Raw genomic sequence first — 14694 nt, 5'->3', positions numbered from 1 at the left:
ACACGGTCTCATCGAGACCGTCACCACCATCGAGATACGTACTGAAGGCCGATTCGCTCACCCCAACCGCTTCAGTATCGTTGTTTTCAGTGATACTGTTCGGTAGAAAGCGTGCGTGATCGACGCCAGTAAACGACAGTGGATCAAGCGACTCTCTCGTTCAATCGTCGGATTCGCGTGCTCCGCGTACCTGCACGATGTGAGTGAGCGTAACCAGACCAAGTCCGCCAACGACGTTGCCAGCCGTGATGATGACCGTCATGCGGGCGAGTGTTCCAACGCCGATGCTGGCGTTGAAGAGCATACCGAAAACGACGTGCAGCACGGTGACGATTACGTGGTCGAACGGTCCGAGCGCCAGCAGGAATCCGACGATGTACGCGAGAGTAATACGGTCTCTGACGCTGTCTGCGGCTTCCAAGAGAAAAGACAGCAGACTCACGAGGATGCCGCCCGCGATTGCGTCCGCGAACTTCGCCAGCGGCGCTCGGTGAACGAATTCATTCGCTGACGTGCGTAATGACGCCGCTGTCGCTGGTGTCAGCGCACCCTCGACCGAAAAGATGAGCGCCATGAGAACACCACCGATGAGGTTGACCACAAAGGTGACGCTCCACAGGCGGAGGAGCGGCACGACCATCCACGAATCTGGCTGATTGACCGCTTTCGCGACCGGGTCCAAAAAGTTCTCGTTGAATAGTTCCGTTCGGCCGATTACCAAAAATATGAGGCCAGGACCGAAGGCAAGTGCACCTGCAACCGAAGCGAGATCGCCGGACAGGGGCTTGACCGCCGCGTGGACGATACCGAGAGCAACGATGCCGAAAACGACTGTGAACCCCGCGATGAAGCTCGTCGCAACGAGTTCGAGCGCTGACTGGTTGAGTCGCCGTTCACCCTCTTCGACTGCCCGGTCGAAGATCTCAGCCGGAGAAGGGGCTACAGTCACGTACTGGCTATCGGTTTGCTGAGTGATAAAGATTCAGTCTAGCAAATGATAAGACTTAGCTGCTACAGTGGTTCGCTGTCAGCTCGATGCCCTATACGAAGGTGTCGGCCGTGGAGAGTGCCGAGTCGAGCTAAACAGCATTAGTGGGCACCGGCGCAAGGAGCAAAATCCTCTGGAGCCACCCGAACGTATCAGTATATCATCCATTAGGCGTCGCTCATTCGCAGGATGGGCTTGATAGTCTCACCGTTCTCTGCGTCTTCAATGGCGTTATCGATATCCTCAAACTCGTAGTACTCGACAAACTCGTCGAACGGGAATCGGCCTTGCTGATAGAGATCGATAAGCGTTGGAATAAATTCCTTAGGATACGAATCTCCTTCCGTTACGCCCCGTACCGAACGGCCAGTGGTGACGAAGCTGTTCACATCGAGACTGACCTCCGTTCCGAGCGGTGGTGCACCGGGCACACCAACAGTGCCGAGTTTGGCCAGCGAGTCGAACGCCTGCCGTAGGACATCGGTGACGCCCGTTGACTCAACGGCGTAATCCGCCCCGTTGTCGGTTGCTTTTCGGACCGTTTCAACAACGTCAGCAACTGATTGAGGGTTCACCGTCATTGTTGCGCCGAGATCTGACGCAAGTTCAAGGCGACTATCCACGAGATCCACAGCAATGATATCTTTCGCTCCGACAACCTGCCCAGCCATGATAGCACTGAGACCGACCGTTCCGGTGCCGAAGACGACGAGTGATGACCCTGGAGTAACAGTGAGAGAGTTCATTACTGCTCCTGCACCGGTCTGAACACCACAGCCAAGCGGTCCGGCCAACTCTAGGGGGAGATCGTCTGTAACGGGAATAACGTTCTCTTCATGCGCAATAGCGTGTGTTGCAAATGATGACTGGCCAAAGAAGTTAGCGTTGATGGGGTCACCGTTATCGCTTATCGGCGAGGAGTCGTCTTCGAATCGAGTCCCGCCGAAGTTCTGTTCGAAAAACGACTCACAGTACGCGACATCACCCTGACGACAGTTTGGACACGTCCCATCGTAGTTGAACGTCAATGCAACACGATCACCTGGTTCGACTGCTGCAACACGGTTTCCAACGGACTCAACAATGCCAGCTCCTTCGTGACCGAGAACGACCGGCGGATCCGGTGGATAGTTACCGTCGCGAACGGTAAGGTCTGTGTGGCAGATGCCAGTGCCAACAATGCGAACAAGTACTTCCTTCTGACGGGGATCTTCCAGGGTGAGACTCTCGATCTCGAACGGTCCTTCTTGCTCTCTTACAACCGCTGCTTCGATCTCCATAGTTAATATTCTCTCCGAGACCGCATTACTATTCTTCCCAACTGCATGGAAAATACACCACCGTGACCGACACGGCTAAAGTCGAACGAGTGCCCAGATATCTCAAGCGAATGATCACCCCGATCGGAGTCACCACGCTTTCACCGTTCTCAACCGGAGATAACACCACGGAATACGAGCAGAACGATGACAAAACTGTCCTATACCACAACGTATGCATATTCACTACAATGAGCAATACATTCCGTTACCGCCTCTTGCGTGTGCTAATCCCCGTATGGGTTTCGGACTGCTCGCTCTCACTGGAGTCCTACATGCACCCACCGAGTTCCTTCCTTTGGCCCAGTGGAGTGACCGGTACTGGCCGATGCTTGTAGTCGGTCTGATCGGTCTGTATCTCGTGCGCCCCTTCTTCCTGTGGCCACTCAGCATATTCCCCGTCTTTATCGGCTATGCGTTCGGCTTTCCAGTCAAAGTTCCGTTGGCGTTGCTTGGAACACTCCTCACGTGCGCTCCACCGTTCCTCATCGCTACCCGGTTCAATGAGGAAATCCCATACTTCGGACGGATTGTAGAACACAGAACGACACTCGTGGAGACGACAGGTGAACTTCGCGGGAGGGTTGCAGCACGACTCTCACCAGCCCCTGCAGACACTGTTGAACCAGCTCAGACACGTGTTCACACCGAACGTGATCCGTTCAAGAACCCTCTGCCCAGTCGCAGGCCTACTTAAACACCTTTTAGATAGCATCACCCCTAACTCGCTCATGATCCTTATTACAGTCGATGACAACAGAGTTCGATTCAGAGATAGATGGACACGTTGCGATCGTTACAGGGGCCTCTTCGGGAATTGGAGAAGCGACGGCCACCTCCTTAGCGTCACGGGGGGCAAGCATCGTTCTCGCTGCACGCAGTGAAAGCGAACTCGAAGAACTCGCAACCCAAATCGAAGACAAAGGCGGCGAGGCGCTCATTATTCCGACTGATCTCACGGACGATACGGATATCGACGCCCTCGTTGATGCGACAATCGACGCACACGACCGAGTCGATATCCTCGTGAACAACGCCGGTCTCATGCCTCTTGCTTATATCGCGGACGCGGACCATGAGACGCTTCAGACCACTATCGATGTCAATCTCAGTGGGCTGGTCAAACTCACTCACGCTGTTACCCCCACGATGGTATAACAAGGAAGATGACACATCGTCAATCTTTCTTCAGTCGTTGGACGCTTCTCTCAGCCTAACAGTTCACATTACGACACGACAAAAGCCGGTGTTATCCAATTCGGTGAGTCGCTTCGACGCGATATTGCCGAAGCGGGAATCCGCGTTGCGACAATCGAGTCGGGAGCCGTCAATACGGAACTTATCGAACACATTCCTGATGAGGAAGTCCAGTCAGCCACCGAAGACCTTTTTGAATCGATGGAGCAGTTCACGCCTGAAGACATCGCCCGAACAATCACGTTTATCGTGACACAGCCACAACGCGTAGATATCAATGAAGTCCTGATTCGCCCGACGGACCAAGTTCAGCCGTAGCGGTGGCGTCCGTAGCGAGGTTGCACTCGTTTTTGAGTGGTGGTGCTGAGATAATAGCCCACAGTATTCAGACACGGTGGTTTCAAACCCCGAGCTCATCCGCAAGGTCATGGAACGTTTCGATCGTAGCGACAGGCGTGCCGTCGTACGGACTCCACGGTAATCCTTTCCGGTCGATACGAACACTCACCATTCCAGCGTGTAGTGCGCCGCGAACGTCCCACCACCCAGCAGCCACGTACGCGATCTCCTTGATCGGTGTTTCTGACCGGGTGGCAGCCTCACGGTACGGCTCGGGGGCAGGTTTATAGATACCTACCTCATCAGCGCTGATCGTTTCCTCAATATACGCGCCGATGTCGGCGTGTTCGACGAGTGAATCAAGCATTTCCGGAGTACCATTTGAAACAATATAACAGTCGTATCCCCCGTCCGTGAGTCGCCGTATCCCCTCATGAACGTCCTCAAAAACAGCAAGGTTGTGGTATACTTCGAGTATTTGTTCACGTTCATTCTCGTCGACAGTGATATCATTGACAGCGAGTGCGTAGTCAAGCGAATCGCGGAGCAGGTCGTCGAAGGGACGATACGTATCAATGAGGGCACTGTGCATCGCATAGCTGAGAGAGCGTGACCGCCAGAGGTCTGAGACACTTTCTGCGTCATCAGTGTGCTCAGAAAGCGCCCTCGCGGCCGTATCGACATCAACGATGGTGCTGTACGAATCGAACGCGACCACGGAAACGGACTCTGGATCGAGGGCCATACGGATCTCTCTCCCCGAATCTACTCAAAACTACCGGGGGTTCGGCTCTGCAAGTGGCTCGTTTTGTTCGTTACTGCTAATGGTCTTCATGATCTCCTTAATAGGTGAAGAAGAACTCTTCCGAGAGGAATTCGAACGGCGTCAGAAAGACCTTCGCCGTTGAACGTTCCTGCCACTACAATCCATTCCCCGAGATCTATGTCGTTCCTAGCGCCCAGTGTCAAGGTGAGTGAACGTTCACGAAAAACAGCTCTTTTTCCGTTATCAAAGATCGTTACGAATCGCCGTTCGTTACTTGCTGTCCAAGCCATGGACTGCATGCGTTGTTCCACGTATTACCAGCAACAGCTCCGATAATGGATCCGAGGAAACCAGCGATCATGTCGGCGTGTTCGGGGCTTCGCTTTGGAATCCATTGTTATATTGAGTTAGTAATAATACCGTAGGTGGTTGAGCCGGTGATTGCAAGAAGTACCACAGTACGCTCGCTGTGTCGTTTGGTTTTAAGCACGTTCACAAGTGTCGTTCCGACTGAGTGCTCGCTGGATTTGGTGGGCGAACTAGACATCGGCAGCGAGGATGTTCAGACGATCGGTGACAGTGGTTCAGCCGTTCGGCAACGATGGATGACCTCCCGAATGGTGTCGACGCTATCCTCGTCAGTCCCGTAGACGACCGCATCGGCGTACGGGTCGATCTGGCGGGTTATGTCGACAAGCCGCTCGATCGTGGCTTCAGATGCCGAGAGCTGGATCATGAGCGAGACATCAAAATCTCCCAGTTCGCGAGCGAAGCCTCCGGCTAGCGATTCGACCCAATAGGTTGTTTCGTAGCTGATACTGCAGAGCGGGACAAGAAAGCCATCGACATGAGGGACAAGTCGCTGGGGATTCAGGCCGGTCCGTTCACGAAGATTACCTGGGTACGGATCCGGGTACAACGTGACGATCAGGTCCCCGTCCACCCGAGTTGACGCCTCTCGGACGAACTGGGTGATCGTCTCCGTTCGCCACGCCTGCCAATCGTCGAACGCACTCGTTGCGAACTGTCGCTCACAGCGATCACATCGACAGAATTCAGAACCAGGAAATCCGGGGGTGGTGAGTCTGACAGCACCTATATTGCCAACCGCTTCGATCCGGTCAAGGAGCTCCATCCGGTAGTCGGGGTCGGTCGGACAGACAGTTCCCCAATGATGCCCATCGACTGTAGGAAGTGCACGAGTTCCACCTTCGGTGCGTGCAGCTCGAGAGGGATCGTCACGAACAGCTTTCGTGTCTCCCCAGCACGCAACGGAGTTGATTATCCCTTCAATCGGAGCACGACGGCGACCACTTACTTCGTCGGCAATGTAGTACGCGACGCTCCCGATGTCTTCTCGAACCAGCGTTGAATTGCTTGTAAGGACCCCATACATAGTCGTTGGTACATCGGGTAGGTATGATAAATGCTCGTCACGGATGACCCGACAATCAACAAAACCCGCAATCAGCTACTGCTACCAAGATTTACAACCATACTCTCGGAGGGCGACACCCGGCGACCAGAGAGTTTCTGAGACGATCGCCGTTCAACAGCTACTGCTCTTCAGAAATCTGACAAGGATTGCTGTCGGTGAAGTATTGTTCTAGCGTGACAGCAGGTAGTTGGATACGTTCAGAGAATCGTCCATACCTTCCAACGAGACGCCGATTAGCCTGCCTTGGGAACGGAGAGAACATTGAAATTTCGGTTGCTGACCGGGTTCGACGATCCGCTCGGCGAGGATTGTATACCAGTGAACCATGATCATGGCAAGCCACGCATGGTTTTAATACGAGAACGAAATAGGTAGTATCATGTCTATTCCAGATCGGACGACATTCCCCCTTGAGACGCTAACGGAGCACCAGCGGGAGATGTTCAGACAATTTATTACTCATAGAAAAAAGGATCAGATGAATATTCGAGAACCGATCTGGTTTGCGCTTCTGCTCGCCGGTAAACGCCCTGCTACTGAGATCACTATCTTTGGCCCGCCTGATGATCCTGACCATCCAATTACTCCTGAAGAGATAGCTGAAGCCTTCGACCTCAACTACCAGTGGTGGGCAGATACCTGCTTAGATGTTGCTCGAAGCTCTTGGCGCCTTGATCTTCTTCCATCCCAGGGAGAGGTTTCCGAAGCATACCATCGTCGTCTGGGATGCTTCTATGGATATTCGGAAGAGGATGTTGAGCACTTTTTAACCGGCGGAGAACAACGAACACTGCCTGCAGATCTCGTCTCAAACGGAGTGTTTTCACCCGATGAAGTTGCCTATACGACGTTCGTTCCCCAAGGACATGATGATTCTATTGACGGCTACAACCGCGCAATCGAGATGGGTAAAACAAATCGATCAACGATTGAGGAATATGCTGACAACTGGGGTATTCCCGAACTAGCTGCATATGCTACGTGGATCTATCATGACGCGCGCACGGACGCTCTGATTCATTCGTAAAATTGCGTCGTCTCCGACCCATCGTCGGTGAGCTACATTGTCGTCTTTACTGCCACGGTGAAACCGTATCGTCACAGGGGGAAATCCCCGCTACATCAGCGTCATTCCGTGTTCGTCAGTCGAAATCGGCTTGGAGCCGACAAGGGTTCTATTCTGCTGGTTCCTGTCTTTGACAGGTTCGGTTGGGGCACACCCAATACCAGGTCCATACGAACCCTTTCTCTCGCTTTTTCACTTTATCCATCCGCGTACTGCAATTTGGACATTTCCTGACCATTGTACGTTGGATTCATCCTTTAACCACAGGATCAAACCCAATTATTGTTACTTTATATTCATATATAAAATTTTGGTGAGGGAAATAAGTAAAACTTATATATGAAACTGTAAAATGAGTAAATGGCCATTTCAGGCCATTGTACGTTGGAACCTGTGGTAACACAGGTTTCCGTCCTACTAATCGTGACGAACACGTTTAGCTGAACGCTCTGACCACCAATTATTCATCACTCATCGCTTCTCGGTCATTGTCTGTCCTGCTAGCGGATTCACATCTACTGCTATGCAGCTCGTCGGCTCAACGGGCCACCCGTCTTGCACTCGCCGCCCAAATGACTTTTAGTATTCCTGCTGGAGTGTCCGCTGCCGGGGTGTCAGAGACGCCAATCGTCGATACACATCACAGCGGCCCGAATTCAGAGCAATCATCGATCTTGCCCCATTTCCCCGGAACAGTCCGGGCTCGCCGTGGACGCTCTCAGCAGACGAACTATTTTTACAAATTATCCCAATATGTTCATTAAATATAAATAACCTATATAAGAGTGGTGGGTTGAGTAGTTCTCATCTATTCTGTTCTTGGTCTCTTGCCAACCATATACGCTGATGTCGGTTCAGTTCTTGAACACTGATTGCGAGACTTTCATACAGGAAACGTATAAGATGGTGACGAAGCCTCCGTTACTCGTCACGCTGCTTACTGAGCCACGCGCGTTCTTGAGTTCAGTAGCGCCGCTATTATCCACACATCTAGCCAGCGGCGCGCCGACTAGCAACACTGCAACATGGATTACTCGCGTTTGAACCATCGTCGAGGGCTCAAAACTACCCAGAATACGCTTTCTGGCAGTCATCGCTTGCCTGTCATTGTTAGGCATTGTTCACGTCTTCTGTATCGGCCCAAAACTCCCCGTCAATCTCGACACTCAATTCGTCCATGACCAGTGTGTCTTCGACAGCGAACGTGTCACCCTGACCAGTGAGAACGCTCACGAGCTGCCCGAGTCGCATATCGGTGGCTTCCTTCTATCGTTGTTCGAGTGCTTCGCAGATCGGCTCAATCCGCTCTGGATTACGGGTTTTGTCTGTGTCAAACGGGCTATCGCTTTCTTCGACGATCTTTCGAATTCGCTCTCGATGCTGTTCGAGATCATTATCCTCGGTCATTGCTCTCACTGCGTCGTCAGCTATGTCCCGTTTTGTGCCAGTCGGTCATAAACAGGCGGGTCGGACAACACATCGAAACCAACTCGATACTGATCTTGGCGTTGAGACGACAACCTATCAGCGATAACAGACTCGAGGGAGACCACGCTGAGACGTGAGACGACGCGCTCTCCATCGATCTCAGAAAAGATTCGAACCCATAGTAGGATAATTACATTTATACCCACAATATGAGACAGTATCTTTATTGTTTCTAGTTATTATATAATATAAAATGGTGCAATACTGTGGCATCTCTGTTTCTTGATGTGGTTGATCGGCACGAGAAACCGCCAGCGGTCGGACGCCGAACGGAACCCCAGTTGAGAAGGCAGATGCTCCAACCTCTGAGACCAGACTTGGCCCATAGCTAGAATAAGCACCACTGTCGATCCTTTAAGTGACTCTAGCGATAAGGTGAAGATATAGATGGGAGTTTTGAACCTGTTGAGGTTCCTCAATAGCGTCACCATCTGAGTCTTTGACACGACCTGGGTGAGAGTTATTCTTAGGTGACAACCAGAATGGCATGTGAAACCTCTTCGTGGTGCAGATAGATGCCCAACTGAGACTGTACCTCCCTTTAAGTGTCGCTCAGCAGCTCGGCTATCACGTTCTCTTTACTAGACGGTCGCTGTGATCAATGGTATTACAATATGCATCGAGTAATATGTATTTTGTCACATAATATCTACAATCACACTGTATATATGGACACGACATGAGTATACCTCTTCCATCCCAGTCGGATTAGGATAATACCCTATACCGCGTACGTGTGATACTCAACTATGACATCATATAGGGCAACGTTCTGTCCGGACTGTGGAGACAAACTCGAAAGCAAATGGTTCGACGGCAGAGACCGTTCATACTGTGCGGCCTGTGCCCGGATTATTTTCCAGCGTCCGATCCCATGTGCTGATGTTGCGGTCATGGACGGAAAGCATGTGCTCTTCATCAAACGAACTAATGCACCACACATCGGAAAGTGGGCACTCCCTGGCGGCGTCATCGAAGTGGGTGAACCACCAGCGGAGGCGGCCGCCCGCGAACTTCACGAAGAGACGGGGCTCGACATTACTCCATCTACCCTGACGCTCATCACCGGGTACGCAGCCGCTGCCCCACAAGGTTGGTACAACGCTGGGTACACCTATGCTGTTCAGTTCGAGGATGTGAGTGGTGAGCCAACAGCAGGCGGTGATGCGAGTGACGCGCGATTCTGGTCTCTGAATGAGCTTCGAGGCTCAGAACAGGAGCTCCGACCAGAACCCAATGATGCATTACACATTCGAGCAGCGATCAACGAATTCCGAACGAGCAATGGCTAACAGTACGAGTAGTATAGACTAATCGGTCTGGAAACATACAATACATGTATGAAAGCTGTCTGTACCACGCTACCAACCGAACATGACTGACTCAGATTCATCCCCAACCGCAGCACAAGGGTTACTTCACTAGATGAGGGCACTGAAAAACTTCTCAGTCGTTATTACGTAATACATAACTATGAATTATATATCAGGAATTGCCGACCCAGAACAAGCGGTCAATGGGATATCCTGGTAGCTCAACTGGCGCAACCATCCCCGTCTGCCTATACGCGTGCGTTCTCCATGCTGGGACCGTCACGATCGACCAGATCGGTGACGATCTCGATCTCTCCCGACAGCGTATGCCGATGTACGAGTGCTCGTCGATCGTGGGGCGCTCACTGGGACGACTCACAGAAAACACATACACCGCACGCTCTCCAACTCACCACAACACTCAACGGCGCTGAGTACATGATCACACCGGTTCTCATCAAGGCGGTCGGGAGGCTTCCTCACGATCGTGACCTTGGGCTCCTCGGCGAAAAACACGGGGGTGGGAAAGTTGCAGCCGCACTCACGTATGCTATTCCCGACATCAAAGGTATGACCGAACGAGTGGCAGCGCTCGAACTCCCCCCAATCTGCATTTGATATTGCCGTTCTCCATTCGCTCTGGATGTCGTTGTGAGATGCGAGCCCGCGATCCGTGTCTCGATCAGATTCGTCACCGACACCGACGCGGGGGCCGGCACTGCTAGAGCCGTCAGGGAAAACGGTTTTCCAGAGCAGATCGAAGTCGTCGATAGGTTCGACTTCATTCCGACCTCATTACATGACCACCACCGACGGACCAACCGAACCAGTAGAACAGCACGACCAGGTACCCGATGAGATCCGGTGGACGCTGCTCGATCGTGGCGAGCTCGTCGATGTGTACTGGGAACACGTCGCTCCGGCAATGCGCGAATATGGGCTCGATCCTGACACTGAGCGCCCAACCCACGAGTGGTTGTCTGCCAACGGCTTTCGTGGACTGATCTATGCGCTGCGCGAGCACCACGATCGGACGTTCGGGGAGTTCTGGGCCGAGGACCTCGATCTCACCGAACGTGACGCGGGCTTCGACTGGGGAACAAGCCATGACCAGACAGTCGAACTGCTCGAAGCATACATCGACAGCCGGGCCGAACGGGGCGATTTAAGTCAGTCATCCGCCAACACGTTCCGGTATCGACTCGGCAGATATGTGCAGACCTACTGTTCGGTTAACGATACCGAGGACCTGCTCACACCGGTCGCCCGCGACAGTGATGTCCCAGCGTACGAGGCGACCGATGCCGCATGGGAAGCGTTCGATACACTTGACGCCGAGCTCGCGCCTCGAACGATGCGCCGGCTCCACGAGGCCGTTGACGACTGGTACGCGCATTTGGTGCGCCGCAAACGGGCTGCGGTCAACCCCGTCTCCGGACTCGACGACGAATATCGGTGGAGTCGCCGCAGTGACAACGCGTCCGGTGACCGGGTAAATCCAGCGCTCGACGCGTCTCACGTCCGCGCGCTCTACGAGCACGCCCAGACATCAACCGAGCGCCTCCTCGTCGTGGCGCTCTGTGCGTGGGGCCTCCGATCGGGAGAGGTGGCTGCACTCCATCGATCCCAGCTCGTACTTGATCCGCCGGAAACCGAGGTGCCGTATGTCGCCTTCGAGGAGCGCAAAAACGGTCCCGGTCAGGTCTCGATCCTCTACGGCCGTGAAGTTGCGTCAGATCGAGTGGCAGAACTCAGCGAGCGCGACCGATGGAACGGATATCTGTTTCCCTCGGATCGAGCTGGCTCGGGCCATCGAACCCGCCAGACGATCCTCTCGTGGTTCGATACACTCGCTGACCAAGCTGGTCTTCCAGAGACGATCGAGGGCAAAAAACCAATTCCACAGATGGGCCGACGATTCTGGTATGACGCCTATTCAGCAACCCAGGAGGCGATCCTCTCTGACGTGAGTGACATCGCCGCAGAACAGGGAAGTGCGAGTGCTGAAGTGGTACTCCAAGACTATCTCTCCCCAACACGCCGGCGCCACCTCCGCCGACAGTATATGCGCGAACGACTCTCTGATGCGTTCGAGGGAGATCCAGCATAAGCACCTCTCTCGAAGATAATACTTCGAGACTGCCGTTCAAGAAACGACGGAGGGAGCAGCAGCAACGTGTTTACCAGTAATCATCGGTAGACGATCAAGCTATTCAAAAGTACTCACGACTAGGACGTGTTCTCCACGCTTCTCGACACCCAGTTCGGTCCAGATACCCGATAGCGGTGCTCTTGAGGACGGCAGTCAGAGAATGACAGTCTGCTAAGCCACCAGAGCTGTGGAAGGACGAATTGAGTGTGTCAATAAGAGAGCTATCATCTAATCGGCCTCTGACTCCGAGGATATCTATACACCATACGATTCATAAATCATTTCGAAAGAGATGAGGTAGCGATGACGCTCTCTGCATCATTCTACACGAAATATCTATGTGATAATAGAAATTTATTGGGATACGGAAGGATATCGCCGTTCTTCGGCATCGTAGGCAGCTAGCCGATGTATGCTCACGTTTTATGGCCACCATGTTCTATGCGACGGACAAAGCATTTGGCGCTAGCGCGTTTCAATATCTATACCATAATTTATATAACATTAGAAATAACCACTCGTATAGGAATAGACATTTAGTAGAATACAGTGATGATCATTCCGAAATACCCACATCGATCACTAGCTACATTCCATCGTTCGAGTGCAGGTGTCGTAGACTGATACCATCCAGTGAGATTCATTCCGGTGATTATCGATAAGCGCAGGTTGTCAGGCTCTACGTTACCTATGAGACGTACGTGGTGACAGTCCTTAATATGAATGTTGATAGATGTCTATCACCTACAAAGTAATCGAGTGATTATTTCTAATTCTAATAATTATATTTCCATATAAAGAGACATAATCAAACTATTTGTTGTATTTCAACATGATCGGTAGGTATTTATCGTTACTGGAGAACCAAGTATGAATCGAGGATGAATCGCTAGCCAAATTAGACTCCAACCTGACTCGTCGACAGTTGCTCTCCACTAGATGCAGCGTCGGTATGAGTAATGAGATGTTTGTTCTAGAGCCATGATGCGTGTGATTGAATAGTTCGGAGATAGCATACCCAAATGAGCTAGATCTGTAACACACTCGTTACACTGTGATGTTGGTGTATCCTCCTATTACAAGCGTACTGTCGTAACGGTTCATTGACTGTCCGGTCGTTGTCGCAGTGGTCGAACACAGAGACGACGACAGCGACAGACCTCCGTCGTCCATAATCTCCTCGTCCAACCGACAGTGCAACCGCTTCGACTTGGATGTGAGAACCAGTTAGCTGCGAATACTTCGTGGGTGCGGTCCCTGTTTTCGTAGTATTCATCTGTTATCTACGAGTGAACAGAGTACGATAGACAGTTGTCATAGATATCTATTACAATAGTACGGATGTAACCATCGATCGTAGCTTATTACTCGTCCCATAGTATGACGATAGCAACACTGTAGTCCTTAGCGAGCCCTATTTCAGGTGTAAGTAACAAATGGAACGAACCGGCGATCAGAGAAACGCTCATTTACGACGCGATACACGAATGTGCTGATAATGTGCCTTTCATAACCTGTCACAGCGGATTCGAGAGAGAAGAACAATAGAGGTATTCATTCTGCTCTAAAAGCGCGTCGAACCGTTACTAACCATACTCCCCTGTGGACAGTCCCGATAAAAGAACGTTCTCAAGAGGGGAACAAGAGTTTTTACTCTGCGTCTCATCGGCTCGTACATGCCAACGAACACCCCGAGAAAAATTGAAGCTGTTCAGAACACATGTCGGATTATAAATGTGCTTCGAGAGCGGGGAGGAGCTGGCGTTACAGAAATATCAGAAGATCTTGATTTTTCGAAGAGTGCCGTACATGGACATCTAGCCACACTAAAGGAGGAAGGTCTCGTCGTGAAAAACGGGTACACGTACAGTCTGAGCCTCCGATTTCTTGATATCGCTGAATACGTGAAAAACGAAGTGGCAAAGCACGACATCGTCGAGGACGAGGTCAACAGTCTTGCTGTCGATACCGGTGAACTCGTCCATTTCGGCGCTGAAGAAGCGGGGCAGGTCGTCTACATTTCTAAAGCCCGTGGAGATGCTGCCGTGGAAACTGTTTCGAGTATCGGAAAACGAATGCCGATGCACTCAACATCACTTGGCAAAGCGATATTAGCTGAGCTGTCGCCAGAACAGGTCGAACAAATTATCGAGCGACACGGCCTACCCAAACGGACCGAGGCAACGATCACACACGCTGATGATCTACATGAAGAATTAGCGAAAACACGACAGCGGGGCTACGCTATCGACGACGAGGAAAACATTCCCGGGGTACGCTGTATCGGGATGGCTATTGCCGCTCCTGACACTGATGTGTTGGGGGCACTCAGTATCTCAGGACCGTCACAGCGAATGACAGACGAGCGAATCGAGAACGATCTCAGTGGGGTAATAGCACAGGCAGCTAACGTCATTGAGGTCAATTCGATGTATTCGTAAGACGTTATCACCTTCTGAAGAATGTATTAGACCGCTGTGGTGGCACTCAGATCTCGCGACTCGGCGCTTGGACAGCAACATCGGAGACAACTCCACAGTTTTCGCATATCCAGACGTATCGAGAACGACCGTTGTAGCGCTTCCTTAAATCGAAGGGCAACCACCGTACCGACCCCACCAAAACATT

At 52.0% G+C, this 14694-nt stretch carries 12 protein-coding genes and 2 pseudogenes; 8 read left to right on the top strand and 6 right to left on the bottom strand.

All coding sequences use genetic code 11. From position 1 onward, the window contains the following. Positions 1-160 precede the first annotated feature (160 nt). Entirely contained in the window at positions 161-949 is a 789-nt protein-coding gene (locus tag MW046_RS13650) for a formate/nitrite transporter family protein (protein ID WP_247995136.1), read from the bottom strand. A gap of 206 nt (positions 950-1155) precedes the next feature. Then, a complete protein-coding gene (locus tag MW046_RS13645; protein ID WP_247995135.1) occupies positions 1156-2268 on the bottom strand; it encodes an NAD(P)-dependent alcohol dehydrogenase in 1113 nt (370 codons plus the stop codon). A 277-nt stretch (positions 2269-2545) separates the two neighbouring features. On the opposite strand from MW046_RS13645, the gene MW046_RS13640 reads away from it, so the two are divergent. Both MW046_RS13640 and MW046_RS13635 read left to right on the top strand, forming a co-directional pair. Beyond that, positions 2546-3004 carry a TVP38/TMEM64 family protein gene (locus tag MW046_RS13640; RefSeq protein WP_247995134.1) on the top strand — a complete coding sequence of 153 codons (459 nt, stop codon included), beginning with the start codon at positions 2546-2548 and terminating at the stop codon, positions 3002-3004. A 53-nt stretch (positions 3005-3057) separates the two neighbouring features. Next, positions 3058-3822: pseudogene (locus tag MW046_RS13635) on the top strand (SDR family oxidoreductase). Positions 3823-3904: 82 nt separating this feature from the next. On the opposite strand, the gene MW046_RS13630 reads toward MW046_RS13635, so the two are convergent. Together MW046_RS13630 and MW046_RS13625 are read right to left on the bottom strand one after the other, a co-directional pair. Continuing rightward, the gene (locus MW046_RS13630) at positions 3905-4588 is read right to left on the bottom strand and encodes a haloacid dehalogenase type II (RefSeq protein WP_247995133.1); all 684 of its coding nucleotides are present in this window, start codon (positions 4586-4588) and stop codon (positions 3905-3907) included. A gap of 583 nt (positions 4589-5171) precedes the next feature. Then, positions 5172-6005, bottom strand: a complete 834-nt coding sequence (locus tag MW046_RS13625) for a hypothetical protein (protein ID WP_247995132.1) — start codon at positions 6003-6005, stop codon at positions 5172-5174. A 421-nt stretch (positions 6006-6426) separates the two neighbouring features. On the opposite strand from MW046_RS13625, the gene MW046_RS13620 reads away from it, so the two are divergent. Beyond that, positions 6427-7074: a hypothetical protein gene (locus MW046_RS13620; protein ID WP_247995131.1), complete on the top strand. Its 648-nt coding sequence runs from the start codon at positions 6427-6429 to the stop codon at positions 7072-7074. A 1149-nt stretch (positions 7075-8223) separates the two neighbouring features. On the opposite strand, the gene MW046_RS13615 is transcribed toward MW046_RS13620, so the two are convergent. After that, the gene (locus tag MW046_RS13615; protein WP_247995130.1) at positions 8224-8364 is read right to left on the bottom strand and encodes a hypothetical protein; all 141 of its coding nucleotides are present in this window, start codon (positions 8362-8364) and stop codon (positions 8224-8226) included. A 15-nt stretch (positions 8365-8379) separates the two neighbouring features. Beyond that, entirely contained in the window at positions 8380-8520 is a 141-nt protein-coding gene (locus tag MW046_RS13610) for a hypothetical protein (RefSeq protein ID WP_247995129.1), read from the bottom strand. 830 nt (positions 8521-9350) lie between these two features. Here MW046_RS13610 and MW046_RS13605 point away from each other — a divergent pair. The 5 genes and pseudogenes from MW046_RS13605 (at position 9351) to MW046_RS13585 (ending at position 14507) form a co-directional block, all read left to right on the top strand. Beyond that, positions 9351-9893 carry an NUDIX hydrolase gene (locus MW046_RS13605; RefSeq protein ID WP_247995128.1) on the top strand — a complete coding sequence of 181 codons (543 nt, stop codon included), beginning with the start codon at positions 9351-9353 and terminating at the stop codon, positions 9891-9893. 288 nt (positions 9894-10181) lie between these two features. Beyond that, positions 10182-10532: a DUF7437 domain-containing protein gene (locus tag MW046_RS13600; RefSeq protein ID WP_247995127.1), complete on the top strand. Its 351-nt coding sequence runs from the start codon at positions 10182-10184 to the stop codon at positions 10530-10532. 181 nt (positions 10533-10713) lie between these two features. Next, on the top strand, positions 10714-12024 hold the full coding sequence (locus tag MW046_RS13595; protein WP_247995126.1) for a site-specific integrase: 1311 nt from the start codon (positions 10714-10716) through the stop codon (positions 12022-12024). Between the two features lie 1718 nt (positions 12025-13742). Continuing rightward, positions 13743-13910: pseudogene (locus tag MW046_RS13590) on the top strand (helix-turn-helix domain-containing protein); the annotation flags it as partial. A 3-nt stretch (positions 13911-13913) separates the two neighbouring features. After that, complete coding sequence (locus MW046_RS13585) at positions 13914-14507, top strand: IclR family transcriptional regulator (RefSeq protein WP_247995225.1); 594 nt, start codon at positions 13914-13916, stop codon at positions 14505-14507. The last annotated feature ends 187 nt before the right edge of the window (positions 14508-14694 follow it).

It is taken from the genome of Halocatena salina, from assembly GCF_023115355.1.
GTDB classification, from domain to species: domain Archaea; phylum Halobacteriota; class Halobacteria; order Halobacteriales; family Haloarculaceae; genus Halocatena; species Halocatena salina.
Note: the sequence above shows the minus strand (reverse complement) of the source record. Positions and strands in the feature narration are given on the sequence as shown.